This window comes from Pseudovibrio sp. Alg231-02 (assembly GCF_900143565.1).
Taxonomy (GTDB): domain Bacteria; phylum Pseudomonadota; class Alphaproteobacteria; order Rhizobiales; family Stappiaceae; genus Pseudovibrio.
On the sequence record NZ_FREX01000001.1, the window covers coordinates 719,490 to 746,076 of the forward strand.

Annotated in this window: 24 protein-coding genes; 13 read left to right on the plus strand and 11 right to left on the minus strand. The window is 51.0% G+C overall.

Translation table 11 applies throughout. From position 1 onward, the window contains the following. The first annotated feature begins 210 nt into the window (after nt 1-210). Complete coding sequence (locus tag DHN43_RS27255; RefSeq protein WP_208980729.1) at nt 211-576, plus strand: hypothetical protein; 366 nt, start codon at nt 211-213, stop codon at nt 574-576. Between the two features lie 49 nt (nt 577-625). Then, entirely contained in the window at nt 626-1,009 is a 384-nt protein-coding gene (locus DHN43_RS03065) for a hypothetical protein (RefSeq protein ID WP_057465863.1), read from the plus strand. 1 nt (nt 1,010) lies between these two features. Here DHN43_RS03065 and DHN43_RS03070 read toward each other — a convergent pair whose 3' ends face one another. From DHN43_RS03070 to DHN43_RS03090, 5 genes are all read right to left on the minus strand, one after another. Then, nucleotides 1,011-2,069, minus strand: coding sequence for a ferredoxin--NADP reductase (locus tag DHN43_RS03070; RefSeq protein ID WP_108817991.1), 1,059 nt, complete (start codon nt 2,067-2,069; stop codon nt 1,011-1,013). Further along, nucleotides 2,066-3,226 carry an aromatic ring-hydroxylating oxygenase subunit alpha gene (locus DHN43_RS03075; protein WP_108817692.1) on the minus strand — a complete coding sequence of 387 codons (1,161 nt, stop codon included), beginning with the start codon at nt 3,224-3,226 and terminating at the stop codon, nt 2,066-2,068. The genes DHN43_RS03070 and DHN43_RS03075 overlap by 4 nt, the downstream gene beginning before the upstream one ends. After that, nucleotides 3,213-3,518 carry a hypothetical protein gene (locus DHN43_RS03080; RefSeq protein WP_108817693.1) on the minus strand — a complete coding sequence of 102 codons (306 nt, stop codon included), beginning with the start codon at nt 3,516-3,518 and terminating at the stop codon, nt 3,213-3,215. Before DHN43_RS03080 ends, DHN43_RS03075 begins: the two co-directional genes overlap by 14 nt. Further along, nucleotides 3,493-4,101 (minus strand): TetR/AcrR family transcriptional regulator, encoded by a 609-nt coding sequence (locus tag DHN43_RS03085; RefSeq protein ID WP_108817694.1) that lies wholly within the window; start codon nt 4,099-4,101, stop codon nt 3,493-3,495. The genes DHN43_RS03080 and DHN43_RS03085 overlap by 26 nt, the downstream gene beginning before the upstream one ends. A 141-nt stretch (nt 4,102-4,242) precedes the next feature. Beyond that, the gene (locus DHN43_RS03090) at nt 4,243-4,842 is read right to left on the minus strand and encodes a superoxide dismutase (protein ID WP_057465860.1); all 600 of its coding nucleotides are present in this window, start codon (nt 4,840-4,842) and stop codon (nt 4,243-4,245) included. Between the two features lie 236 nt (nt 4,843-5,078). Here DHN43_RS03090 and DHN43_RS03095 point away from each other — a divergent pair, with 236 nt between their 5' ends. After that, nucleotides 5,079-6,293 (plus strand): YbfB/YjiJ family MFS transporter, encoded by a 1,215-nt coding sequence (locus DHN43_RS03095; RefSeq protein ID WP_108817695.1) that lies wholly within the window; start codon nt 5,079-5,081, stop codon nt 6,291-6,293. 47 nt (nt 6,294-6,340) lie between these two features. Here DHN43_RS03095 and DHN43_RS03100 read toward each other — a convergent pair whose 3' ends face one another. Continuing rightward, the gene (locus DHN43_RS03100; RefSeq protein WP_057465858.1) at nt 6,341-7,210 is read right to left on the minus strand and encodes a branched-chain amino acid aminotransferase; all 870 of its coding nucleotides are present in this window, start codon (nt 7,208-7,210) and stop codon (nt 6,341-6,343) included. A gap of 566 nt (nt 7,211-7,776) precedes the next feature. On the opposite strand from DHN43_RS03100, the gene DHN43_RS03105 reads away from it, so the two are divergent. Next, nucleotides 7,777-8,439: a haloacid dehalogenase type II gene (locus DHN43_RS03105; RefSeq protein ID WP_057465857.1), complete on the plus strand. Its 663-nt coding sequence runs from the start codon at nt 7,777-7,779 to the stop codon at nt 8,437-8,439. Nucleotides 8,440-8,670: 231 nt separating this feature from the next. Next, nucleotides 8,671-9,534 (plus strand): DMT family transporter, encoded by an 864-nt coding sequence (locus DHN43_RS03110; protein ID WP_208994729.1) that lies wholly within the window; start codon nt 8,671-8,673, stop codon nt 9,532-9,534. A gap of 75 nt (nt 9,535-9,609) precedes the next feature. On the opposite strand, the gene DHN43_RS03115 is transcribed toward DHN43_RS03110, so the two are convergent. Together DHN43_RS03115 and DHN43_RS03120 are read right to left on the minus strand one after the other, a co-directional pair. Continuing rightward, nucleotides 9,610-10,191 (minus strand): TIGR00730 family Rossman fold protein, encoded by a 582-nt coding sequence (locus tag DHN43_RS03115; RefSeq protein ID WP_063288149.1) that lies wholly within the window; start codon nt 10,189-10,191, stop codon nt 9,610-9,612. 97 nt (nt 10,192-10,288) lie between these two features. After that, nucleotides 10,289-11,677 (minus strand): dipeptidase, encoded by a 1,389-nt coding sequence (locus tag DHN43_RS03120; protein WP_108817697.1) that lies wholly within the window; start codon nt 11,675-11,677, stop codon nt 10,289-10,291. 378 nt (nt 11,678-12,055) lie between these two features. Here DHN43_RS03120 and DHN43_RS03125 point away from each other — a divergent pair, with 378 nt between their 5' ends. Next, a complete protein-coding gene (locus DHN43_RS03125) occupies nt 12,056-12,445 on the plus strand; it encodes a DUF2780 domain-containing protein (protein WP_082597153.1) in 390 nt (129 codons plus the stop codon). 121 nt (nt 12,446-12,566) lie between these two features. Here the strand turns inward: DHN43_RS03125 and DHN43_RS27355 are convergent, their stop codons facing one another. Continuing rightward, nucleotides 12,567-13,268, minus strand: a complete 702-nt coding sequence (locus DHN43_RS27355) for a LuxR C-terminal-related transcriptional regulator (protein ID WP_063303610.1) — start codon at nt 13,266-13,268, stop codon at nt 12,567-12,569. Nucleotides 13,269-14,015: 747 nt separating this feature from the next. Here DHN43_RS27355 and DHN43_RS03135 point away from each other — a divergent pair. The 7 genes from DHN43_RS03135 to DHN43_RS03170 all read left to right on the plus strand — a co-directional run bounded on the left by DHN43_RS03135 (nt 14,016) and on the right by DHN43_RS03170 (nt 23,252). Further along, the gene (locus DHN43_RS03135) at nt 14,016-16,010 is read left to right on the plus strand and encodes a methylmalonyl-CoA mutase family protein (protein WP_208994803.1); all 1,995 of its coding nucleotides are present in this window, start codon (nt 14,016-14,018) and stop codon (nt 16,008-16,010) included. Then, nucleotides 16,010-18,175 (plus strand): methylmalonyl-CoA mutase, encoded by a 2,166-nt coding sequence (scpA, locus tag DHN43_RS03140; protein WP_108817699.1) that lies wholly within the window; start codon nt 16,010-16,012, stop codon nt 18,173-18,175. The genes DHN43_RS03135 and scpA overlap by 1 nt, the downstream gene beginning before the upstream one ends. Before the next feature lie 304 nt (nt 18,176-18,479). Continuing rightward, the gene (locus tag DHN43_RS03150; protein WP_063303608.1) at nt 18,480-19,331 is read left to right on the plus strand and encodes an SDR family NAD(P)-dependent oxidoreductase; all 852 of its coding nucleotides are present in this window, start codon (nt 18,480-18,482) and stop codon (nt 19,329-19,331) included. A 150-nt stretch (nt 19,332-19,481) separates the two neighbouring features. Next, on the plus strand, nt 19,482-20,243 hold the full coding sequence (locus tag DHN43_RS03155; RefSeq protein ID WP_108817701.1) for a potassium channel family protein: 762 nt from the start codon (nt 19,482-19,484) through the stop codon (nt 20,241-20,243). 157 nt (nt 20,244-20,400) lie between these two features. After that, complete coding sequence (locus DHN43_RS03160; RefSeq protein WP_057465850.1) at nt 20,401-20,721, plus strand: heavy metal-binding domain-containing protein; 321 nt, start codon at nt 20,401-20,403, stop codon at nt 20,719-20,721. Between the two features lie 142 nt (nt 20,722-20,863). Beyond that, nucleotides 20,864-21,862: a methylmalonyl Co-A mutase-associated GTPase MeaB gene (gene meaB, locus DHN43_RS03165; RefSeq protein ID WP_063303607.1), complete on the plus strand. Its 999-nt coding sequence runs from the start codon at nt 20,864-20,866 to the stop codon at nt 21,860-21,862. Between the two features lie 19 nt (nt 21,863-21,881). Further along, nucleotides 21,882-23,252, plus strand: a complete 1,371-nt coding sequence (locus DHN43_RS03170; RefSeq protein ID WP_063303606.1) for a TIGR03808 family TAT-translocated repetitive protein — start codon at nt 21,882-21,884, stop codon at nt 23,250-23,252. Between the two features lie 37 nt (nt 23,253-23,289). On the opposite strand, the gene DHN43_RS03175 is transcribed toward DHN43_RS03170, so the two are convergent. Then, on the minus strand, nt 23,290-24,312 hold the full coding sequence (locus DHN43_RS03175; RefSeq protein ID WP_057465847.1) for an asparaginase: 1,023 nt from the start codon (nt 24,310-24,312) through the stop codon (nt 23,290-23,292). A 219-nt stretch (nt 24,313-24,531) separates the two neighbouring features. Next, nucleotides 24,532-25,704: an aminotransferase gene (locus DHN43_RS03180; RefSeq protein WP_063303605.1), complete on the minus strand. Its 1,173-nt coding sequence runs from the start codon at nt 25,702-25,704 to the stop codon at nt 24,532-24,534. Nucleotides 25,705-26,587: the final 883 nt, after the last annotated feature.

Sequence of the window (26,587 nt, forward strand, 5' to 3'; positions counted from 1 at the left end):
TCACTAAGTAATATAAAAAGGCGCCTCAAACGGGCGCCTTTTTATTTAATATAGCTGCAAGTTTGCCTTAACCTTATTCTCAGTTCAAAAACTCCGTTAAGAATACTGGAACCAACATAGGACTAAGATTATTTGGTCGAATGAGGAGCTTTAACTCCTCTTGGCGCTCAATGTTAAAGACATAAACAACAAAAAAGTCTGGAACATCCTGTGCGTGCCATTCTGGTTATCTTGCTTCTTATCCTTATGCTTCCTGCGTCTACAGTCGCTCAGGTCAACAATAAGCTTTATCCGTTCAATCATCTGATCCCGAATGACTTGCGGTCGGCGCCGCGGATCTATGGGTCGCAGTATGATTGTCGGATCAGGGTGAAAGAGGACGGGGCGGAGAATGTTTATCAGGCGTTTGTGACCGGGTATTTCAGCGATCCCAGCCGCAATATCTCCAGCGTTGCCTGTTTTCGGACAATGAAGAAGTGTCAGGCTTATCTGAATTTCATGCGTGGGTATTTGGAGCTTACGCGCAGTGCCAGTTGCCAGCATGGGTATTACAAAGGACTTTTTGGCTGGTTTTAAAATACACTTTTGACAGAAGAGGCCGATAAGGCCCGAAAGCGTTGATTAAATGAAGACAATTGCCCCACTCGCCTGCTTTGCAGCGGCGTCTCTGTTTCTGGTCAGCTGCAGTCAACCACCAAGCACCAATTATCTGGAACGGCAACTGATACCTCGTACAGGGCCAATCATGCCGCGTGTGAAAGGCACTCAGTATGATTGTTCCATTGCGACTGCTGAACATGGCGCCTCCAATATCTGGCAAGCAAATGTTGGCGGGCGCGTTTTGAGTGATAATCAGCCCTATAACGTCTCAACCGAGGCTTGCTTCACAACTCAGAGCGAGTGCGAAGCATTCCTCTATCTGATGAACGGGGTCTTAGACCAGATCATCACATCCCGTTGCCAGCTTGGATATGAAAAAGGCTTCTTCGCCAAACTGTTCGGATCCTGAACTACTTAAAGCTGATCGATAGTTCTGCGGTTTTTGCATAGGATTGGCAGGTCAGAATTGCTCCTTTGGCGACATCAGAGTCTTCCAAAGCCATTCTGGCCTTCATGTTCACCGCACCGCTCTTGATCTGAGCCCGGCATGCTCCGCAGATTCCTGACTGGCAGGAATAAGGTGGCTCCAAGCCCGCGGCCCGGATAGCATTCATAATCGACTGCCCTTTTGCAACTTCCAGCTCAATGGTCTCGCCGTAGTAGTCGAGCTTTAGCAGAGCTGGCACGCTGGACACGTCTTTTGGCGTATCAAGGTTCCCGCCAAAACTCTCCGCATGGATACGATCTGTCGGAACATCGCAGTTTCGAAGAGCCTCGCGCACATCTGCGTTCATGGTACCGGGACCGCAAATAAAGTATTGCGTATTCTGAGCAAGTGGTCGGCATTCAGACAAATACTCCAAGGCCACATCTTTGGTTATCCGGCCAGATTTCCATGGTGAGAACATAGACCACAAGGATGGTTTGGATAGAATATGCCTGACTTCCAGCTGAGACGGGAAGCGCTCTGCCAACAGCTCCAATTGTTCCTTAAAGATGATGTCATCAGCTGTCCGGTTCGCATAGAGCAAAAACAGTTTTGAACGTGGTTCTCTTTCCAATGCAGCTTCAATCATTGCGACAGCCGGCGTAATTCCGCTGCCACCGGCAAAGAAGTAGAGCGTTCTTTGCCGGTCTTTTAAAGGCTCAAGCGTGAAACCTCCGAAGGGTGGCATCACATTTAGCTGATGACCTGCCTTCACCTTTGTGCAGAGGAACTTGGAGAAAATGCCATCTGGATTGGATTTGACCGTGATCTGTAACGCGTTACCGTCACTAGGGGCCGCTGAAATCGTGAAGGGACGACGCACCTTGTCACCATTTACATCCAGCTCAATGGTGATGTGTTGTCCTGGCTTCCAGAAAAATTCCTCCTTCAGCTCTGCAGGGATGTCAAATCTGATGGTTTTCGCATGCTTTGTTTCAGAGATAACCTCTGAAACCCTCAGTGAATAAACGATATTTCTCACGGATTGCGCTCCACCCATTCAGCCACGACACGCTGATGATCGCGAACGGGCTTTTCGCCGTGTTTGGAGGACGGGCCGTGTTCAAAGAAAGGACTCTGCAGGGACTTCTGCTGCTGTTCGCAGGCGTAGATATCTTCCTGCATAAAGTCACCAGACGACATCGGATCTGCTTTCGGGTCTTCGTTGTATTTGGCACCCAGATGCTTATCCCAGAAGGAGGCTGATGCCATGGCCGCTTTTGTGAAGGCCCAAGTGGTTTCATTCGCCACACGGGTCCGTATCTCAACTACGGATCTGTCCGGGGCGATTGGCGTTATATGGAAGGTGGACCATGAATTCTCAGATTCACCTAATCCAATCCCCGGAAACAACATTGGCACCCAGGCTCCCATCTTGTCTTTCGGGATACCCGGAATGAGTGGCATTGGTGTGACCTTTTCCACTTCAGCTGCATAGAAATCTGCAAGGGGCTCCCAGAAGGCGAAGTGTGGGCCGATGAACTCACACTCAATCTTTGAGTGGTCATACATGTTGAGCGTATGAGAATGCAGGTGTGACAGATGATACCCGTCGATGTAGTTCTCGACGATAATTTTCCAATTGGCCTTGATCTCATGCTTTGAGTAGCCCTCTTCCGTCTCAATTAATCCAGCTGGATCATATGGCGCAAGATATGGCTCTACCTCTCCAAACCAATTGATGATGGATGGAGCATTTTCATCTGGGTGCACCCAGAGCATTCCGCGCCAGATATCGACAGATGCCTTTTTCAAACCATTGCAGGACAAATCTATCCCGGGAAACTCTTTTTCTTTTTCCGGGACAGAAATCAGGTTGCCTTCAAGATCATATGTCCAATCATGATAAGGGCATGTGATCGCCTTTTGCGTCTTGCCTTCAGCTCGCAAAAGCTGGGTGCCTCTGTGGCGGCAGATGTTGTGAAACGCACGCAAGCGATGATCACGACCCATTACGATGAAGATATTGTTCAAACCAGCCTGAACGGAGATGTATTGGCCAGGTTCAGTGATGTCCTCCTGAAAGCCTGCGAGTGACCAGGTTTTGGAGAAGATTTCGGCCTGCTCTCGATCAAACCATTCTTGCGAGGTGTAGGCCTCTTTGGGGAGAACGGGCATACCGTTGCTATGAGTAGACATGGGGAACGCCTCCTAGCTTCATTATTAGATCTGCGAGGATGAGATAGAGCGAAAGCGTCGCCCACAGGATGATCGTGATCCAGAACAGGAACGGGTTATCACCACGAGTGAGTGTTTCGACAACATAGACGGATTGGCTCCGCCACGCTCTAACTGTCCAGAGGAGGAAAAGCGCACCCCAGACCCACTGCCAGCCGTAGTAAAGCGAGGCAGCAATCAGGATCAGAGCAAAAATGGTTCGCCACTTGCCGTAGCTGATTATCTTTCTAAAGAGCTCTTTGAGTACCTGCATTATCTTCCAAGGACCTCAGCAGCAGCAATGCTGCATTTTTTGCATAACGCCTCCACGCATGTGGCGGCTTGAGGGGAGCCAAGGAATCAACGTTGAAGTAGAGTGCCACGATGCCATGGGCAACGGTTTCGGCGGCTTCACTCTCCACTTCAGGAAAGTCTCGTTTAATTGCCTCGACGACAACTGCTGTAAAATCACCAACCCATTTCAGAAGAGCTTCTGCCTCAGCAGGAAACCTGTCTGCTGCTGCAACAATGGATTGGAACACCATCATCTCAGCTGGATCAGAGTGGCCGTGATCATCAAACAGATGATCAACGGCAGTGTAGGAACCACGTTTTGCTGGCAATGCGTTTGCGAACATTGTCGTCAACTCACCAAAGCCTGACAGAACATGGGTTACAACAGCGTTTATTATCTCTTCCCGATTACCGGCATGGTGCCTGATAAGCGGTCGTTTCAGTCCGGTTTCTTCAGCAATGCGTTCCAGCGTCACGCCTTCCAAACCATATTGAGCAACGCATTTCGCAGCAGCTTCAACGATTTCATTTAGTCTGGCGGATTGAACACTAGGACGCGGCATGGGTATGTGCTTTCACTCATCGGACACGAGTAGAGATAGGCTTCAAATAATTAACTGTCAATAGTGACAATTTAAAAAATCAAAGCCATCGAGACAAAAAAGGCGGCACGAGGCCGCCTTGATTATAATCTGTCTTTGGGATTAAACAGCTGCAGAGTACAGCTCTTCCACGTATTCCCAGTTGATCAGGTTATCAACGAATGCTTCCAGGTACTTAGGACGCGCGTTGCGGTAGTCGATGTAGTAGGAATGTTCCCATACGTCGCAGCCAAGAATTGGGGTTGCGCCGTGTACGATTGGGTTTTCACCGTTAGGTGTTTTCATCACTACGAGCTTGCCGTCTTTAACAGCCAGCCATGCCCAACCGGAACCGAACTGGGTTACACCAGCGTTGATGAAGTCAGCGCGGAACTTGTCGAAACCACCGAGATCTTCGTCAAACTTTTTAGCCAGAACGCCCGGCAGAGAAGAACCGCCGCCATTTGGCTTCATCCATTTCCAGAAGTGCAGGTGGTTAAGGTGCTGACCAGCGTTGTTGAACAGGCCTGCATTGGTGCCGTAGCTTTCCTTGACGATCTCTTCAAGGCTTTTGCCTTCAAGACCAGAACCTTCGAGCAGCTTGTTGCCGTTAGTTACATAAGCCATATGGTGCTTGTCATGGTGGAACTCGAGAGTTTCAGCAGACATATAAGGGGCCAGAGCGTCGTATGCGTATGGCAGGTCTTCAAGAGCAAAAGACATGGTATACCTCCATGGGAAAGGAAATTTTGGGCGCAGTACTTTTCAGTTTTACAACCGAGCAGCGCTGCAACTCATGGTGCAAAATAGTGATGTTTTTCCGTATGAGCAACGGGTGAAGAGCATAATTTGCAAATATTTTTCTTGTTTTTTTGTAAGTAGAACTTCTAAGTTGGAAATTACAGGAGCTGTGAGGTCACTTTATTGGCTGTATTCTGCGGCTTGTAAGGAATCAATTTGTGTCAGATGCCTCCGAAAAACTCATGAAACCATCCACTACGACCGAAAAAGACCAGTTTGCAGTCCTTTCTGCGGTGGGTGGCTGCCTTGCTATGGCTGCAGTCATGGGTATCGGAAGATTTGTCTATACTCCGGTTCTGCCGTTCATGTTGCAGGACGGAACTTTGAATGAAGTCAACGCAGGATTTGTCGCCTCCTCCAATTATCTTGGTTATCTGCTCGGAGCACTGCTGGCAGCTCGCGCTCCCCTGCCCGGCGGTCCCTATCGTATCTTCATGATCGCGTTGATCACGAGCACTGTAGTCACCTTTTTCATGGCGTTTAGTCTTGGCGTCTACTGGTTTGTTGTCATTCGCTTTCTAGCTGGGCTGGCAAGCGCTTATGCATTTGTTTTGGTCGCAAATATAGTCATGCAGCGGCTGGCAGAGACCCGTAGCCTTCATCTCTTTCCGATCCATTTCACTGGTGTTGGCATCGGCATAGCCGGTTCGTCCCTTATGATTGAATGGCTTGGTACAAGCTTAGAAAGCTCATCACAGCTTTGGATCGCAAGCGGTGCGCTCAGTCTTCTGCTCTCGTTGTGCGTGCCGTTTCTTCTTCCTCCACGAAAAGAGCTTGCTCCTCAAGCAGCTTCTCACGCCACCCAAATGAAGACCACGACCAAGCCACTGAACCTGAGCGCGTGGCGATTGATCTTTGCTTACGGCTGCTTCGGTTTTGGCTACGTCATCACCGCCACATTCCTCGGCGCACTGGCTAGTTCGACGCCTGAGCTGGCGCCAATGAAATCCCTTGGCTGGCTGCTGGTTGGACTTGCGATCATCCCTTCCGTTTTCTTTTGGGAGAAGTTGGCAGTCCGTATCAGTTATGGCCGTGCAATTGCAGTCGCCTGCACACTTGAAGCCATTGGCGTGGCTTTGAGTGTTCTGACGCCGACTATCGCCGGGCTTTCAGCAGCTGCAATCCTGTTGGGTGGGACGTTTGTTGGCATTACATCGATCGGGCTTGTTGAGGCGCGTCGTCTTGCAAGCTCTAACCCTCGCCAGATTGTCGGCCTGATGACCGCTGCCTTCGGTTTAGGCCAGATGTTTGGCCCGAGCTTTGCTGGTTATCTCTATGAGCTGAACGGCGACTTTTTGCTTGCCTCGCTTGTGGCTGCAGGTGCTCTCATTCTTGCTGCTTTGCTCACGATCAAGCGTTTCACACCGGCATAAAAAAGGGAGGCGACTGCCTCCCTTTAAAACAACCAATCCCTATGGGGTTATGCAGGCACTTTAGCGTGCGCAAACTCCCAATAGAGTTCTCTTGCTTTGGCAGCAACAGGACCATGGTCCATTGTGCGATCTTCCAGTTTGTGGACTGGAACCACCTTGCCATAGTTGCCGGTTGAGAAGATCTCATCAGCCTCAAGGAAGTCCTTAAAGGTCAGCGTTGTTTCATGCACGTTATAGCCAGCGCTGCTGAGCAGTTTGATAATGCGCTGGCGGGTGATGCCATTCAGGAAGGTGCCATTCCAGTAAGGGGTGAGCACCTCACCATCCTTGACCATGAAGATGTTGGCTGAGGTCAGCTCTGCAACATTGCCCAGAGCATCCAGCATGATCGCATTGTCAAAGCCACGGGACTTTGCTTCACGCGATGCCCGCGCATTGTTTGGGTACAAGCAGCCAGCTTTCGCATTCACTGGCATGGATTCCATTGTTGGTCGGCGGAATGGAGACAATGTCAGGCTGTTGGAAGCACCTTTGGGCGGCATTGGAGCTTCAAACAGGCACATGCAGAAACGAGTAGATTCCGGATCACCGTCAATGATGCCAGGACCATCGTGTTCAGCCCAGTACATCGGACGGATGTAAACTGCTTCGTCCGCTTCAAACTTGGTCATGCCTTCTGTCGCGAGTTCAACCATCTCTTCAAAGCGCATGGTTGGTTTCATACCAAGGTTTACGGCAGACCGGTTTAGACGTTCACAATGCAAATCAAGGTCAGGCATAACGCCTTCAAATCCACGGGCACCATCAAATACGTTCGAACCCAACCAAAAAGAATGCGTACGCGGACCGATCAGTGGCGGATTACCCTCGTACCATTTGCCTTCAACCCATGTCCGAGTCTTCGACATTTCGGCCATAATTAATCTCTCCTCAAAAGTCGGCTTATGAGCCTGAAAGGCCCCGCCCAATTATCTATTGTCAGTCGACCTGAGAATTCAAATGGGGTCAACCATACTCTCGACAAAGAAGACAAAGCACCAAGGTGCGGTCATCACGCCCAACACAAACGTGCTCAAAGTTATATCCCGCAGCTATTTTAGCTCTGAGGCGCAACTAAATGTCACTGCACGCGAATAAATAGTGAGAAAACGCAATTAGATTGCGGCTTGTGACTTGCGTGTAGTTTTCAGGCTTGACGCCTCTTCTTTGTTCTTTTGCACAGTTTTAACGCAATCGTGTTTTGAGGACTTTTGAGATTGCCGCAACCTTCGTGAGAGCTGGCTAAAGATTCTGGCCGTGTTTTGTGCGTGTACGAGCAATTTTGGAGTGAAATGTTGTTTTCATGGAACAATTGTTAAATTTTTGCGCCCAAAGCATAGGGGGCACGTATTTACCATGCCTTGACGAACACGCATGACATCGCTTTCTTAGAGGTATTGGAATTTGCCAATCTTGACGCTTGGTGCAAAGCCGGAGAGCAGAGATGAGCCACTCAGTTTATGTTTTTGATGCCTATGGAACTCTTTTTGACGTGCATGCTGCCGCCAGAAAACACATGGGTGCTGTGGGGCCTGAAGGCAAAAAGCTCTCATCCATCTGGCGTGAGAAGCAGCTGGAATACTCCTGGGTTCGTTCTCTTATGGGGCAGTATGTAGATTTCTGGGAGCTGACAGTTCAGGCTCTGGACACTGCATTTGCGCTTGTACCAGAAGCAAACAAAAGCGCACGCGATGAGCTGTTGGCCGCCTATTGGGAATTAGATTGCTATCCGGAAGTTCCTCAGCTGCTGAAAGATCTGCGCGAACGTGGTTCCAAGCTCGCGATCCTGTCAAACGCTCCTATGAAAATGATGGATGGCGCTCTCAAAAACGCTGGTATCACGGATTCCTTTGACGAGGTCTTCTCGGTTGATCCGGTGCAAACCTACAAGCCGCATCCAGATGTTTATGATCTTGTGACCACACATTTCCGTATGTATCCGGAAGCGATTTCATTCCAGTCCAGCAACCGCTGGGATATCGCAGGTGCAACAAAGTACGGTATGCGGACGGTCTGGATTAATCGCTCTCAGATGCCGGACGAATATGCAGACTTGGCGCCATCGGCTGTTTTGAAAGACCTGAGTGGGCTTCCTGCGTTGGGTTGAACCTTGAGTGCACCTGACCCTGAATTGGCATAAACCTCATTACAGGCCTATTTTCTGTGGCCATCTGAGCTCAAACTCAGCTGGCTCAGCGAATAAACTTGCTCTTAGTCCGTGCAGGTTTCATATTTGTGGCGGCTTTGAGGCCAGAACCTATTTCAGAGTAGAAGCAATCGGCGTTACTTAGACTTCATGTTTCATGGATTTAAAAGTGTAGGCAAAGGCCACAAGCTTGTGAGCCTGGTTGCATTGGGTTTGGGCGCCGTCTGTTTCGGAAGCATCCCGTATTTTGCAAAGATTGGCTTTGCCGCCGGCATCTCACCTGGCGCAGCAGTTCTCTTGCGTTACATTCTGCCAGCCGTGTTGCTTGCTCCCTACCTGCCACAAGCGCTTAAATCCGGCCCAAGCAGCCGACATTACGTGCTGTTCGGAATGATTATGGGGCTTGGGGCGTGGAGCTATTTTTATGCTCTGAGCATGCTACCGATCTATCTGGCCGCTAGTCTGTTCTTCTCCTATCCTGCTCTTCTGGTGATTTTGAGAGCTCTTGGCGGCGAAAAATTGAGAAGCAGTGACAAGCTCACACTTGGACTGGTGTTTGGCGCACTGCTGATTATCATTGCCTCAACACCTCTGCCTGATGTGGATTTTATCGCCGTTGCAATCGGATTGATTGGGCCATTGTGCTATGGCGGTTTGCAGATGGTTAGCCGTAAAACGCCGAGTTACCTGCCTTCTTTGTCCATTGCCGCCTGTATTTTTGCCGGGGCGGTTTTGACAGCAGTTCCTTTTGCTCTTGTCGAACTCAAGGTGTGGCATGGTGAAGGTTCCATGCCGAGTACCCTGCCAATTCTAGGACTGGCACTGATTGCAGGATTGTTGCCGCAGCTTTTGCTTGCCTATGGAAGTTCTGACAAGTCTGGCAGGAAAACGGCCTATACCACCGGTTTCATTGAGTTCGGACTGGCGATCCTGACAGGGTATTGGGTTTTTGCTGAACCTTTAGGTATTGGGCAGGCCGTTGGCTTCGTCTTTTTGCTGGCTGCGCTTTACCTGACAAACGAACCTTCTCGCCTTCCACGGTATCTGCAGGACTAAAGCATGCTGCGCTTATTTTCATTCGCACATCATGCTTTAATCAAGTGATATTCAGTCCTGCAGAGTGTCAAACCATCAAGTTTCAGCGCGCGTGATCCACTTATGGCCGATCGGCGCCTGATAGTTTTCAATCTGATCCAGCAGCTGGGTCGGATTGTCACCAACCAACAGCATCTCACGGTGTGTTTTCTTCATGAACGCTTCTTCTTCCATGAAGTCCAGAAATGCCAGCATGCGCCCGTAAAAACCGTTTGCGTTGTATAGACCGCATGGCTTGTTGTGGTAGCCGAGCTGTCCCCATGTCCAGACCTCAAAGAGCTCTTCCATGGTGCCGATACCGCCTGGCAGCGCCACAAACGCATCAGACAGATCAGCCATCATCGCTTTACGCTCGTGCATAGAGCCGACAATGTGGAGATCCGTCAGAGATCTGTGTGCCAGTTCTTTTGCTGCAAGTGCTTCTGGCAAGACACCAACGACTTCGCCGCCGGCTTCCAGCGCAGCATTTGCAACGACACCCATCAATCCAACTTCAGCACCGCCATAAACGAGACGATTGCCACGCTTTGCAATTTCGGTGCCCAAAACACGGGCAGCAGCTTCATATTCCGGACGTTTCCCGATTGATGATCCGCAAAACACGCAGATAGATGCCATTTCAATTCTCCAGTCGGCTGAGCCCAAAATACAACTTCAATTCAAAGCTTCTGGCTCTGAACTAAACAGTCCAGAGCCAGAAATTTTCAATGGCTTATTACTTCGCCAGCTCTTCCAGAACACGCGCCCAGGAACGGATGCCTTTGTGGAAGCTCTTCAGCTCGTACTTTTCGTTTGGTGAGTGAATCTGGTCTTCATCCAGACCGAAGCCGATCAGCAGGCTGTCCATGTTGAGCGTACGCTTGAAGCTGCCAACAATCGGAATGGAACCACCACAGCCAACCAAAGCCGCTGGCTTGTCCCACTCAGCAGTGAGCGCAGCGCGGCCTTTGGCCAGAGCTGGTGCATCAAAGTCCATGCGCAGCGCACGATCGCCACCATGCGGGTGCAATTCCAGCTCAAAATCCGCTGGAGTTTTGGACTTGAGGTAAGAGTGGAATGCAGCTCTGATTTTCTCAGGATCCTGATCGCCTACCAGACGGAAGGAGATTTTTGCGTGTGCTTCTGCAGGGATAACTGTTTTGAAGCCGGCACCGGTGTACCCGCCCCACAAGCCGTTTACCTCACAGGTTGGGCGTGCCCAGATCTGTTCCAAGCCAGAGCGGTCTTTTTCCCCGCCAAGATCTTTCAGGCCGATACCGCCGAGAAACTCCTCAGTAGAGAAGCCAAGATTGTCCCACATTTCTTTGACGTCTTCCGGCAGCTCCAGAACACCATCGTAGAACCCAGGAAGCGTGATGCGTCCGTTTTCATCGCGCAAGCCAGCAACCATATCAGAAAGGACATGAAGCGGGTTGCGTGCTGCACCCCCATACATACCGGAGTGAAGGTCTTTGCTTGGACCCTTCAGGGTGATTTCTTCACCAACCAAACCACGCAGCATGACGGAGATTGCAGGAGTATCTTTGTCCCACATGGAGGTATCACAAACGAGTGCCAGATCTTTAGACAACTCTTCTTTGTTTGCATCCAGGAATGGCTGAAGGGATGGAGAACCGCTTTCTTCCTCACCTTCGAGCAGAACAGAGATGTTGATCGGAACATCACCAGATTCTTCAACCCAGGCGCGGACAGCTTCAACAAAGGTCATCAACTGGCCTTTGTCATCATTTGCCCCACGAGCGACGATCATTTTAGAGCCGTCTTCACGGGTAACAATCTGCGGATCAAACGGGTCTGCGTTCCAAAGCTCAATCGGATCGACTGGCTGCACATCATAGTGACCATAAAACAGAACGTGTGGGCCCGGCTTTCCATCAGCAACACGATGACCAACAACCATTGGATGGCCAGTGGTGTCTCTGACCTCTGAAGGAATGCCAATTGCAGTCAGTTCTTTAGCCATCCATTCAGCTGCTTCGCGGCAATCCCCTTTATATTCAGGATCAGTAGAAATGCTTTTGATGCGCAGGAGGTCAAACAACCGATCGAGACTTTGATCCAAATTTTGGTCAATACGATCAAGGACTTTGTCGAGATTCGACATGGTTCATTCCTTTGTAGTGCAGGCTCGTGTGTATCACCTGTAAGATGGGATAGGACGCAGGTCACTGCGTAGATATGAGGCTGTTAGAAGCTCTAACATAATTTCCAAAGTCAAAGCTACGGCTTTGCCTTGGTAACCACTTGTAATTCCGCTGCACTGTTTAAGCGGGTCGGTTAAACTCTTTTAAGGTGCGTGAGCGATACTTTGTACAACGAAGGCACCTAAGAGGCCATGCGATACGGAATTTGAAGGAAACACACGGGATTAGGCCTGATTTTTAGTGATGGTAACACAGAGTTGCCCTGCGCCTGTTTCGTTGTCTCTAACATTGCACCCGATGATCACTATATTAGATTCATTAGGGGACAGGAGATTACAATGCACGTACTTGTTGATCGCATTACCGAAAGAACCGGACTGGATCCCGAGAAGGCTCAACCTGCTGTTGGGATCATGCTGAATTTCATCGCCAAAAACAGCAGTAAAGAAGAAGTCGAGGCTTTGCTCGAGGCCTTCCCTGCTGCAGAGGGATTTCTTGCAATCGATGAAGCCACTGAGAACAAGGGGCTTCTGGGTGGCCTTGCCAGCAAAATGAATGCAAGTGTCGGCGTATTGGCTGCCTTGAATGAGATGACCAGCCTTGGGCTCTCAGTTGAAGAAATTCAACAGGTCGCGAAAGAAACCGTTCAATATACTCGCGAAAAAGTCGGTCCAGAAATGACAGATGAAATCGTCGCCCGTGTGCCAGGGCTTGCTGAAATTACATAGAAGCTTCTTGTGAGGTTCATCAGTCCTCACAAGTATGCGCCTTTGCATATAATTCAATCACGCAAAAAGCAGACGCATTTGAAATGAGCCTGCTTTTCACCAGTACTGAGAGAACGTTTGGTCAGATTTTGATCTGTCCGTAACGCAATGCCTCAACCACAGTGTGGGTCTTATTTGATGCATTGAGTTTGGCACTTGCGTTTTGCAGGTGCGCATGAACCGTTCTTTGTGAAATCTCCAGAAGTTCTGCAATCTCATGGGCCGTTTTGCCCAGCGCAGTCAGTTCCAGAACACGACGTTCGCGTGCAGACAGATCTCCCGGTCTTTGATCAGAGATCACACCCAGCTCAAACAAGCGCCGGAACGCTGCCGAGCATACAATTTCCAGTGATGCCAGATCATAAGGTTCAGCGGCGATTTGATGCCCGGCACCAACCACCATTGCCTGGAACGGATGAAGAGCATCCACCGGGATCACCATGACCCGCGCACCTTCACCAATTGCTGCAAAGAGCTCGGAGTTACCTGTGTCCGAGCTGGACACCGACCAGACGACCGGACGATTGCCGGATAGTCCCAACATCAATGCACTGTCACCAGCACTCAGCGTTGTCCGCTCGACACCGCCGTTTCTTTCATCAGGCCATCTGAACCTATGAACCAAACTGTCAATTGTCCTGTTTGGCATAGGTAGACCTGTGATCAGGATATGGGACGCACCCAGTCGCCTTAAATAGGACTCCACAATATCCAGAACCGGTTTCGCTGCCCGTGCTTCTGAAATCGCTTTTACCTTTGCTTCGATATCTGAAGTATCGTTCATTTGCCCTGCCTTCCCGTTTCTATCCGCCTGGCACTCGCTCGGGTGCTGCTGGATTGAAGACGCACTTGCCCACCTGACATACCGAAGGCATGCCAACTAACTTTCGCAAACCGATGGTTTGCGCAGGTAAATTCGAAAACTCTTCATTTTGAATGGTTATTCAGCGCAGGACTGCTTCATCGCGGAGTTATGGCAGTTGCCTTATCTCATGCTCAGAAAATATATTGCACGCCTGTTAATCGCTGTATTTTGTAGTTTGCTGGCAATTCTTTGAGTTGCCTCGCTTCTACAAGATGTAACCATCTCTTGTATTTTGCATTACTCTTAGACCACTTGTTATTACAGCAATCTCGGCAATACCGTCATTCTCATTTTCGGAGGTAGATCAACTGACCTCCAAGTATTCAGAGTACTTGTAAATAGTGGCCCCACTGTTGCCCCAGAAACGCATTACCCCAACAGTTTAACTAGGAGCTATTTCGCAGAAACTCCGAAATATCTATAGTAAGAGTACGAAACTACTGCTTAGCTCTCGGCAATAGTAACAGCGTTACATGCCCTAGGGTCAATTGCGACAAGTTTAGGATAAATTAAGCTAATGCGAAAACTGTCCAACCATTGTCACATCAGTAGTTCTGCAATTTACGCAGTGTTTGAGGCAGTTGTTTTCCAATCTCGTCCTAACGCATAGCTTGAAACCATCAAAGGTTCCTTCGTATAAAGTTATCAGAAGGACATGGGATGGACATGCAAAACATTGATTTTCCAAGCAATTTCCTAGAAGCGACGCACAGCGACTGGGAAGCATCAGCTCTGCGTGCCCTCAAAGGCGCGGCACTGGATGCATTAAACACACCAATTGCCGGCGGCCTTGAGAATAAGCCATTATACCAAGGGCGCACGGACAGTGCTCCACTGCAATTGAGGGAGCGCTCTCACCCTTGGAAGATCATTCAGAGAAGTGATCATCCCATCGTTTCCGAGGCCAACGCCCAGATGCTCGAAGACCTTGAGGGCGGTGCTGACAGCATCGAGCTGGTTCTTCCTGCCTCCCCGCGTGTTCTAAGTGGCGGACTGAGTGTTCAGCGCATAGATGATATGCTGAGGCTCCTTGAGGGGGTCAAACCTGACCTGATCGATTTCCGCCTTGAATGTGGTTATGAGGGCAGCGCAACACTCGCGTTGCTCGTTGAAACCTGCAAGCGTTTGGGTATTGAGCCAAACCAGCTGACTGTTCATGGTGTTTCCGATCCGTTGAGTGTGTTCGTCAACTCCGGGCGGGTTCGTAACTCCTTTGAGCGGCTTGAATTGCGTGCTCAAGATCTTGCAGGATACGCCCGCAACAACGGTATTCAGGGCAGTCTCTTGCGCGGTGACGGGCGTTGCTATCACGATGCGGGTGCCAACAGCGTTCAGGAACTTGGCCTCATCCTTTCCAGCCTGCTCTATTACATGCGTACGCTGGAAAAAGGCGGTGTGCCTGCTAAAGACCTTCCAAAACATGTTTCGGCCTGCCTGAGTGCAAGTGCTGACCAGTTCGGCACCATCATCAAAGCCCGCGCGATGCGCCAGATCTGGTCTCGTTTGCTGGATGCTGCTCAGTTGCCATCCCTGCCGCTCCATCTTCATATGGAAACCAGCTGGCGGATGATGACCAAGCGCGATCCCTGGGTGAATATGCTGCGCACCACAGTTGCTGCGTTTGCTGCCGGGATTGGCGGTGCTGACAGCGTGAGCGTTCTTCCATTTACAAGTGCTCTTGGTTTGCCGAATGCATTCGCGCGGCGTATTGCGCGAAACACGCAGCTCATTTTAATTGAAGAAAGCAATCTGGCGCAGGTGAGCGATCCTGCAGCCGGAAGCGGTTTGGTTGAAGAGCGCACTGAAGACCTCGCCAATGCAGCTTGGTCGTATTTCCAGAAGATAGAGAAAGAAGGCGGGGTGCTTGCAGCACTGGCATCTGGCGTAATTCATTTTGATGTTACGACAGCCAGACGTGAAGAGGACAAGTTGGTCGCAACAGGTCGTCATCCGTTGACCGGCACAAGCGCCTTCCCTAACCTTGGCGAGCTTGATGTTGACGTGCTGAAAGCGGATGCTGACCAGATTGGTGAGATCGCAACACGCATGGACCTGCCAGAGCCAAGCACAGATGGGCAGTTGCTTGAGGCGGTTGCCAAAACATTGACTGAGGGGGCCGGTCTTGTTGACATTCAGGCCAGCCGTAAGCAACTGGGTGACAATGATTGTCAGGCTCTGAAGCTTTCTCGTCTGGCGGCACCATTTGAGAACCTGCGGGACAAAGCCGAGGCTTTCCGAGAAACGCAAGGCAACCCGCCAAAGGTCTTTTTGGCAACGCTTGGACCGGTTGCTCAGCATACTGCTCGTGCAACATTTGCAACCAATTTTTATGCAACTGGCGGGTTTGTCAGCGGGGGTGGCAAGCAGTTTGACAGCCTTGATGACATGATCTCCTGTTTCCGTATCAGCGATGCCAAGGTTGTGTGTTTGTGCTCCTCTGACAAGGTCTACGAGGAACAAGCCGTTGCCGTTTTGAAACAACTGAAAGCTGCCGGTGCTAAACGCGTTACGCTGGCCGGGCGTCCGAAGGATCTTCTTGCTGAGCTGACTGAGAATGGCCTTGATGGAACCATATACCAAGGCTGTGATATGCTTGCTGAACTGAAGACATGTTTTGAAGTGGTTGGCGTTTCGCTGGCTGATGAAGTGGAGGCAATTTGATGAGCTTGTTTCCTGACTACACCCAGATTGAATACAAAGACTGTGCCGTGTCGGCCTCCACTGACGCGCAAGCCACATGGAACACGCCAGAAGGTATTGCTGTTAAGCCTGCTTATGGTCCAGAAGATCTTAATGGTCTGACGCACCTGAACACCTGGCCAGGTCTGCCGCCGTTTATGCGCGGACCATACCCAACCATGTATGTGCAGCAGCCATGGACTGTGCGCCAGTATGCCGGGTTCTCGACTGCGGAAGATTCCAACGCCTTCTATCGCCGCAATTTGGCTGCAGGGCAAAAAGGTCTTTCCATCGCGTTCGATCTGGCAACCCACCGCGGGTATGACAGTGATCATCCACGTGTTGCCGGTGATGTGGGCATGGCGGGTGTTGCCATTGACTCCATCTATGACATGCGCACGCTCTTTTCCGGCATTCCACTGGACAAGATGAGTGTGTCCATGACCATGAACGGTGCGGTTCTGCCCGTTATGGCGCTGTATGTGGTGGCTGCCGAAGAGCAAGGCGTGCCTTCTGAGAAACTTTCCGGGACCATTCAGAATGACATTCTGAAAGAGTTCATGGTGCGGAATACCTATATTTATCCGCCCGTGCCTTCCATGCGTATCATCTCCGATATTTTTGCCTATACATCGGAAAATATGCCGAAGTTCAACTCGATCTCCATTTCCGGTTATCACATGCAGGAAGCGGGTGCCACGGCTGATCTGGAGCTGGCCTTTACCATTGCGGATGGCATTGAATATGCCCGCGCTGGTGTGGCAGCAGGCATGGATATTGATGCTTTTGCCCCTCGCCTGTCCTTCTTCTGGGCGATTGGCATGAACTTCTTCATGGAAGTTGCCAAACTGCGTGCAGCACGCCTGATCTGGGCGAAGCTGATGCAGGAGAACTTCCAGCCGAAGAACCCGAAGAGCCTGTCGCTGCGGACACACTCGCAGACCTCCGGCTGGTCTTTGACAGCACAGGATGTGTTCAACAACGTCATCCGCACCACCGTTGAAGCTATGGCAGCAACACAGGGACATACCCAGTCTCTGCATACCAACGCTTTGGATGAAGCTTTGGCGCTGCCGACGGACTTTTCTGCTCGGATTGCCCGTAACACTCAGCTGTTCCTGCAGCAGGAAAGCGGTACCACCAAGACCATCGATCCATGGGGTGGCTCCTACTATGTTGAGCGCTTGACCGCTGATCTGGCTTCCAAAGCACTGAAGCACATTGAAGAGATTGAAAGCCTTGGCGGTATGGCGAAAGCCATTGAGAAAGGCATTCCGAAGCTTCGCATTGAGGAAGCTGCTGCAAAAACGCAGGCCCGTATCGACAGTGGTCATCAGACTGTTGTGGGCGTGAACAAGTTCCGTCCTGACCGCGAAGAAGAACTTGAAGTTCTGAAAGTGGACAATGAAGAAGTTCGCGCCAAGCAGATTGAGAAGCTGAACCGTTTGCGTGAAGAGCGCAACGAAGAGGATACTCAAGCCGCGCTTAAGGCTCTTGAGGATGCAGCTCGCTCTGGCGAAGGCAATCTGCTGGATCTTTGTGTGAAAGCCGCTCGTGTGAAAGCTTCTGTTGGTGAAATGTCTCTGGCAATGGAAAATGCGTTTGGTCGCCATAAAGCGGAAATCAAATCCATTGCTGGCGTTTATAAGCGCGAGGTTGGTGAAATGTCTGAGAGCATCTCCAAAATTGAGCAGCTGGTTGAGGCGTTTGAAGAAAATGACGGTCGCCGCCCGCGTATTCTTGTTGCCAAGATGGGACAGGATGGTCATGACCGTGGGCAGAAGGTGATCGCCTCTGCCTTTGCTGACCTTGGCTTCGATGTAGATATTGGCCCTTTGTTCGCCACACCTGAAGAAGCAGCCCGTCAGGCGGTTGAAAACGACGTACATATCGTTGGCGTTTCCTCCCTTGCCGCAGGTCACCTCACCCTCGTCCCTGCTTTGAAGAAAGCGCTGGCTGATGAGGGCCGCGAGGACATCATGATTGTTGTGGGCGGCGTTGTGCCTCCGCAGGATTATGATGAGCTTTATGCATCTGGTGCTTCCGCAATCTTCCCTCCGGGAACCGTAATCTCCGAGGCCGCTGAAGGCCTCATCCACGAACTCAACGGTAAGCTTGGCTACGAGCCGCAAAAAGCGGCTGAGTGATAACTGATCGGCACTCCCCCAGTTGATGACTGCTTTTAACCCAGCATAAAGGCGAGACTTTTGTTTTCGCCTTCATGCTCTTTACCTTCGCTGGACTCTATCCGCGGATGGCAAGTCAGCTTGCCTCGACATCCTCCCACAAAATTAAATATCTCCTGCTGCGCCAGATGTTCGTGACAGACTGGCTCTCAGATGCGCGCGATCTGTGCTGCAATGAACCCTTAATGAATAAAGCTCATACAGGTGGGGTAGAAAGAGCAGGTCTCCTTCCATAATAGAACTTCCAGTCATCAGGCGAATAACAATGTTTAAAGAAGCTCTTGAACTCGGTGGTTTAGCGGTCGTTACCGGTGCAGCGAGTGGTGTCGGCAAAGCATCTGCCCTTCGGTTTGCCCAACAGGGGTTAGGCGTAGTTCTGGCAGATCTGCCCGGACCGCGACTTGAGCAAGCTGTAAAAGACGTTCGCGCGGTTGCTTCCAGTTCTGCGAGCGTGTTTGGTGTTCCTACAGATGTCTCTGATGAGAGCCAGGTGAAAACGTTGGCCGACAAAGCCTTTGAGGCTGGTGATGTGGCCGTTCTTATGAACAATGCCGGGATTGAAATTCCATCTTCAAGCTGGGGTGAGATGGAGAACTGGCGGCAGCTCATCTCGGTCAATCTGTTTGGTGTAATCCACGGCGTTCATGCTTTCCTGCCGCGCATGATGGACGCAAACCGCCCGGCTGTAGTGGTCAACACAGGCTCGAAACAAGGGATCACGACACCTCCCGGCAATCCTGCCTACAACACGACCAAGGCAGGTATTAAAGTCATAAGTGAGCAGCTTTGCCATGAGCTCAGAGAGGCAAATGCACCAATTTCAGTACATCTCTTTGTACCAGGCTTTACTCACACGGGTATAAACATGGCCCAATACCCGGATAAGCCGAAGGATGCGTGGACCAGCGAGCAAACGGTTGACTACTTCCTCCAGCGTATGGCTGAGGGTGTCTTTTATATTCTGTGCCCTGATAACGCTGTAGACTCCAACACCGATAAGCTACGGATCGCCTGGGCAGCTGGTGATATTATCGAAAACCGTCCGGCTCTTTCACGTTGGCATCCAGACTATTGCGAAAAGTTTGCCAGTTTCCAGAAAGCTGGGAAGATCAGGTAGTCTTTGATAGCTGGTGCATTGTAGACACCAGCAACTATTAATTGCATAAACCTCGATGTTGAGTAGGAAATATTAGCACCAGATCTGTCGGATTGATTTTTTCAATTCCAATGGGATAGCGTTGAAATTTAACTTTAGGTATTTTCTGTAATGAACCAGCGTTCCTTGCAAACGGCACCTCATCTTTTTGATTTGTTTATTGTCGTCCTGTCAATATATGTAATCGCTGCACTGCTTATCCAGGAAGCAATGCAGCTTGACGCGGATACCATTACTCTACTGATTTACGCAGATACTGTAATTTGCGGTGTCTTCTTCATTGATTTTCTTGTCCGTTTCATAAAGGCAGAACGGAAAGGCGATTTTATGAAATGGGGCTGGATCGACCTCATTTCGAGCATCCCATTGGTAGACCCTCTACGATACGGACGCATTATCAGGCTCTTCAGAATAATTCGCGCAATCCGTGCTTCCCATACCATTGTACGGCACATCTTTAACAAGAGAACAAACAGCATTCTTACTCTTGTGTTCATCAGTTCCATCCTGATGGTCATCCTTGCTGCAGTTGCTATTCTCCAAGTAGAGAAAAACATGGAAGGTGCAAATATTCTCAGTCTGAGAGATGCCATCTGGTGGGCATTCGTTACCATCACAACAGTGGGCTATGGAGATTTCTTTCCTGTTTCACCCTTAGGTCGTGTGATCGCGGCTTTTTTGATGACTGTTGGTGTTGGTATGTTTGCCTCCTTGACAGGTACAATCGTTGCTAATCTCTTCATCAGTGAGAGCGAAGACGCGGGCAACAAAGATTTACAAGTTCTGGAGGCAAAACTTGACGCGCTTCACGCTGAATTGACCGAGATGAGACGTGAGGTAAGCAAGCAAAAGAAAATTCACGTCCCAGACTAATTTGGCTACCACTGGATTTTGTAAGATCCTTTCTTACATGAGATAAGCGCCCATACGTTTTATGGGCTCGGGCACTTCGATCATAGCTTGTTGGTTTTGATTGAACGGATTGATGTGTGTCTGGCTGAGGGCCATGGCACGGATTTGAGGATGACATATGCTTACTACGACCACTAACACTCTCGATGGCAAAGAGATTTCCGACTACAAGGGAATTGTTCATGGTGAAGCAATTCTGGGTGCGAACGTCTTTAAGGACCTGTTCGCCGGTATTCGCGATATCGTCGGTGGTCGTTCCGGCGCCTATGAGGGGGAGTTGAAGAAAGCCCGTCAGATTGCGCTGCATGAGATGACTGAGGAAGCGGCTCGCTATGGCGCAAATGCTGTGATTGGCATCGACATCGATTATGAGACTGTTGGCAGCAACGGTTCTATGCTGATGGTGACCGCAACCGGTACTGCTGTCACCTACCGCTAACGCATTTTTCTTCGCGTATCCTTCCTGAAGAACTGGCGCAGGGTTCTGCTCTGCCCCACAACTTCTCCAAGTCGCTGACTTGCAAAGGGGCGTCATCTGTTCAAGGTTGGCAGGAGAGATTCTTCTGACCGGATTTATTTGAATGAATGCACGCCTCGCTTCTTCCAGAGACAACATTGATGATCTTGCCGAGCGGCTGCTGAATGGGCAGCGTGCTGCGCTTGCTCGTGGCATAACGCTTGTTGAATCCAAGAAGCCAGCGCATCGTGAGCAAGCCGAAGCGCTGCTGACCAAGGTGATGGGCTCCACCGGAAATGCATTCCGCATTGGCGTGACGGGCGTTCCGGGCGTTGGCAAGTCCACCACCATTGACACCTTTGGCTCCAATCTCACAGCAGCCGGGCACAAGGTTGCCGTGCTGGCTGTTGATCCGTCTTCTACGCGAACTGGTGGTTCCATTTTGGGTGACAAGACCCGTATGGCGCAGTTGGCTATAGATCGTAATGCCTTCATCCGTCCTTCTCCTTCAGCCGGTACACTTGGCGGTGTTGCTGCCAAAACCCGTGAGAGCATGCTTTTGTGTGAGGCGGCTGGGTTTGATGTGATCCTTGTTGAGACGGTGGGCATCGGGCAGTCCGAGACCACCGTTGCGCAGATGGTTGATTTCTTTCTCGTGCTGATGCTGCCGGGTGCTGGGGATGAGCTGCAGGGGATCAAGAAAGGCGTGCTGGAGATTGCCGACCTTATCGCCGTGAACAAGGCAGAAGGTGACGGGCTGCTGCGGGCGCGGTCTGCGGCATCTGAGTATCGTGCCGCCCTCAATATTCTTGCGCCACGTTCCAAGCACTGGTCTCCCCCTGTTCTGACGGTTTCCGGCCTTGCCAATGAGGGCCTTGATGAGGTGTGGGGACAGCTCGGCATCTTCAAAGAACGGATGCAGGCGAGCGGTGACTGGGACAGCAAACGTGCAGAGCAACAACTTGCATGGATGTGGGGCTTGCTGAACGAGAAGCTTCAGGCAGCTTTGAAGGCGAACCCGGACATTCAAGCGGCGCTGCCTGATGTTGAAAGCGCGGTGAAATCCGGCAATCTGCCAGCAACGGCTGCGGCGAGTAAGCTGGCGAGCTTGTTCGGCATTTAAACCAGCGTTGGGGGACAAGATGACTGAGGATCCAGAGAGACTTTCACGTCGTGCCCTGCTTGGTGCTGGTGTCATTGCCGGAGCTGGAACGCTTGTGGCTGCTCAGGACGCGCAGGCGGCGACGCCTTTGAGACCGGTGATCGCGGAGTTTCCTGCACCTCCTTTGCAGCAAGATGTCTCTGATGCGCTGCAAGCCGCAATGAATGAGACCGCAGCGCAAGGGCAGATCCTTCAGCTTGGTGCGGGCAATTTCTTCTGTTCAAACCTCTCTCTGCCCAGTGGGCTGAGCTTGCGCGGCGTGCCCGGACATACACGTCTGGTGCTTAATGGAAGTGGCCCTCTTCTGCAGGGTATTCAGGGTGATCGTGTTTGCTTGAGCAATCTTATTTTTGATGGCAATGCCTTCTCTCTTTCTGAAGAGGCTTCGGCGCTGCTGTGGTTTTCTCAGTGTGAACGGCTTGATCTCAGTTCCTGTGAGATAACCAAGAGCAGCAAGTCTGGTCTGGTGCTGGAGCAGTGTTCAGGCTCTGTTATTGGTAACCACATACATGCAATCGGAGATGTTGCTCTTCTCAGCTACAATGCTAGTGCACTTCGGATTGAGGGGAATATCGTTTCTGATTGTGGCAATGGCGGTATTCTGGTGCATCGGTGGTCAGAAGGGCATGATGGCTCGATCATTGCGGGCAACCAAATCTCCAACATCGCGGCACAAAGTGGCGGGACCGGCCAGAATGGCAATGGCATCAATGTGTTTCGGGCGGATAATGTCACCATCTCCAACAACAAGGTGAGTGACTGCAAGTTCTCAGCAATCAGAGCCAATGCTGCGTCTAATGTTCAGGTGCTTGGCAACACCTGCCATCGTTCTGGCGAGGTGGCTTTGTTTGTCGAGTTCGGTTTTCAGGGCGCTATTGTCAGCAGTAATCTGATTGAAGCAGCGGCTAACGGGATTTCCATTACCAACTTCCGTGAGGGTGGACGTCTTGCCGTATGTTCCAACAATGTACTTCGGGACATCACTAGCACGGGGCCTTATGAGAAGGACAATCCTACCTTTGGGGTTGGTATTGCGGTTGAGGCGGACACCAGCGTGACTGGCAATGTTATCGAGGATGCACGGATCATTGGCATCAATCTGGGTTGGGGGCCGTATATGCGGAACCTTATTGCAGCTCAAAACAGTGTACGCTCTGCCCCTGTGGGCATTGCCGTCAGCTTTGCGGCTGACAAGCAGAGTGCGCTTATTTCCCAGAATATCATTGCGGGCTGCCCCGTGAATATCGCTGGCTTCAAGTGGGATGAGCAGGTGAGCGGGGATCTGGCGATTTCAACGGAGGATCTGCCACACTTCATTCGCGTGACAGACAATCTTGTCAGTGCAGCTTAGGTGAGACGGCAGGAAGTGGACTTCCTGCCCTCCATCATCACATGGCGTTCAACAGACGCTTGAAGTCTGCAACAGGGCGCACTTCGCCGACGAGAACATCGCGACGGTTCTTCAGCTGCTGGTGTTCCCAGGCGTTCAGGCCTTTTTCCTCATCATCGGAAATATCCAGAAGCGATCTGATGGTGGATGCCATCATCACTTCTGCACCGCGTACGGAACCGTCTTCGCATTTCAGCGTTACGCCGAAGCCTAGTTCTGGCAGGGCTGCACAGAAGACGCCTTCTGCACCCACTTTCACGAAGACACGACCTTTGAAGATATCCATGATCTCGGTACAGAAGCGGTTTTTACCTGCGACCATGTAAGGTTCGTTAACGCACGCCTCGTAGAGCGTTTCCGCTGCACTGGCGCGGACCGGGTCAAGACCAACACCTGTTGCGAAGCGGGCAAAGGCCAGCGCTGTTTTCTGTTGGTCCATGGCGTAGGTCGGGATGGAACAACCATCTGTGCCACATACATCACGGGCCAGAATACCACCGCTCATCTGTTCCAGAACGTTGCGGATTTCCATCTGAACAGGATGGTCAAAATCGATATAGTTTTCGGTTGGAATGCCGAGGGTCTTGGCCATGGCCAGGAAACCGGCATGCTTGCCAGAACAGTTGTTGTGCAGCTGGCATGGGCTGTCATCGGTCTTCACAAGGCCGACGCAATCATCCATGTGCTTTGGCCATTGTGGGCCACACAGCAGGTCTTCTTCTGTCAGGCCAGCTTTGAAGAGCATGATGCGTGCGGAGTTGGCATGGGTCTCTTCGCCGTTATGGGAGGCGCAGGCCAGAGCCAGTTCTGCATCGTCAAAATCAAGAGCTTCAGCCGCGCCGGATTCCACCATTGGAATTGCCTGAAGAGCTTTAATTGCGGAGCGCGCAAAGATGCCCTGCTCCACGTCACCTGCGCTGAATGCCAGCTTACCATCGGCATCAACAATAGCGATTGAACCACGGTGACGGCTCTCGACAGTGGTGCCACGTGTCACTTCAACGAGTACGGGATTATCCATTCACTCAAACTTCCAAGGGTTGGATTACAGGCTAATTGATTGTTTGCGGAAGGCTGTCAGTCGTCCTTGCCTGACCAAGCAGCTCCGGTTTGTTGTCGTCTGCATACTCTATTTTTGAGCGCAGAGCTACTTTTGCGAATTTGTCTTTATTTTTACGCGTTTTCCCAAGAACCAGAACTGCTTATCAGAGAAGCGACGTCTTCAGTTTGGTGCGAGCCCTTATGAAACCGCCAGTTCTCCCATCCAGACGCGCAATCGACCCAGAGCTTCGTGCAGGACTTCATCCTTTTTGCAGAAACAGAATCGGACGAAGGTTTGCGGGCCTTTGGTGCCGTAAAATGCTGAGATCGGAACGGCGGCAACGCCTGCCTGTTCCACCATTTTCTGGCAAAACTCCACATCATTGCCTTTGAAGCCAAGTGGGGAGAAGTCGCAGGTGACAAAGTAGGTGCCTTCGCACGGCAGCACCTTAAAGCCCATGTCTTCAAGTGGTTTGGAAATCAGGTCACGCTTTGCTCTCAGGTCGTCTTCCAACGAGGTGTAGTAGTCATCTTCTTTGCTCAGGCCGTAGGCGACTGCTTTTTGCAGGTTTGGCGGTGTGGTGAAGGTGATGAACTGGTGCGCTTTGGCAATTGGCTCCAACAGGTTTGGAGCGGCTGTGATGTAGCCGACTTTCCAGCCTGTCAGTGAAAACGTCTTGCCCGCAGAGCCGATGCGGATGCAGCGATCACGCATCCCCGGAAGGGTCATGAGTGGTTTGTGCTTGTCGTCGGAAAAGACGATGTGCTCGTAGACTTCATCGCAGATCGCATAGCAATCAAACTCCAGACACAGGTCTGCAATGAGTTGCAGTTCCTGCGTGGAGAAAACCTTCGCACTTGGGTTCATTGGGTTGTTGAGCAGAATGGCCTTTGTTTTGCTGGAGAACGCTTGGCGCAGTGTCTCTTCGCGCAGCTCCCAGTTTGGTGGCGTTACCTGCACGAAGACCGGAGTGGCGCCTGCCCGTTTGACCAGCGAGAGATAGCAGTCGTAAAGCGGCTCAATCAGGATGACTTCATCGCCCGGCTCAACCAGCGCACAGATGCTGTCTGCCAGCGCTTCAGTGGCACCTGAGGTGACGAGTACTTCGCTCTGCCAGTCTACATCCAGATCATAGAAGCGCTTGTTGTTGTCCGCAACGGCCTGTCGCAACGCCGGGACGCCCAACATAGGCGGGTACTGGTTAGGCCCTTCCATCAAGGTGTCAGCAGCAACCTGTCTCACATCCTGCGGGCCGTCTACATCCGGGAAGCCCTGCCCCAGATTGATGGCCTGATGTTCCATAGCCAGACGCGACATGCGCTCAAATACCGTTGTTTCTATTCCGGTAAATACTGAGTTTGTCGGTTTCATCCAGGGTGCTCCTTGCCTGACACGCTTCTTCGCAGGACGACAAGCTAACGATTAGGCGGCATCCTGCAAAGTCTGCATTAGATGCATTTCCTGCGTATTTCCACATAAAGCGGTTTCATCTATTGCGGATTTTTGTGCTCAACCCGTTTCTCAGGTTTCAGCGATACGCTTTGAAAAATGCAGAAGCACCAGTAGCACCACATGACCCCTCATGCAGTGTTGAACCAGAATTCCCGATAGTCGGGATGAGCAAGGCGGCAGGCAATACCTGCGCTATTTATTAGTAATGTTTCTTCGGCATTGGCTACACGCCTTGCCCGGGCTTTCTTTTAATGAACTACGTCGCCTCTTTTGCCTATAAGGCACGATAGCCGGTTTCCCGGAAAGAAAGTGGCTTATCCAGACACGTTTCCATGCCCGAACAGTTCCTCCGTCTTTGACAGACACATCTGCAAAAGTGGATTTCTCCAACCGGTACATCTGCATCCGTCGCCGCGTGATACCCTATAGTCCTGGGCCCTTCCCCTCAAACCATGCGGTCACGTTTGAAGTTCGGTTCACCGGACCACTGAAAGGTGCGTTACGTCTTCCAACAGCCCAACCCAGCCTACGACAAACTGACGGTCGCTCCGCCAGCAGCCCGTTACGTAGGCATGGGATTAGTATGGGCACGGTTTGTAGCTGGGGGGATAAGTTTTTTTGATTGAGTTGGTGGCATCTGCTCGGCTTTTTCTTCCAAAATCTAGAAGGTGGTGCCTTTGGCTCTGGTTACCGGATCTCCACTCCGTTCCGTCCGGCATGACGGCGGTGATCCAAGCGAACCTGACAGCTCATCCTCAGCCACGCGCTGCAAAAAAGTCCATTGCATCGAGCTTTTAATACA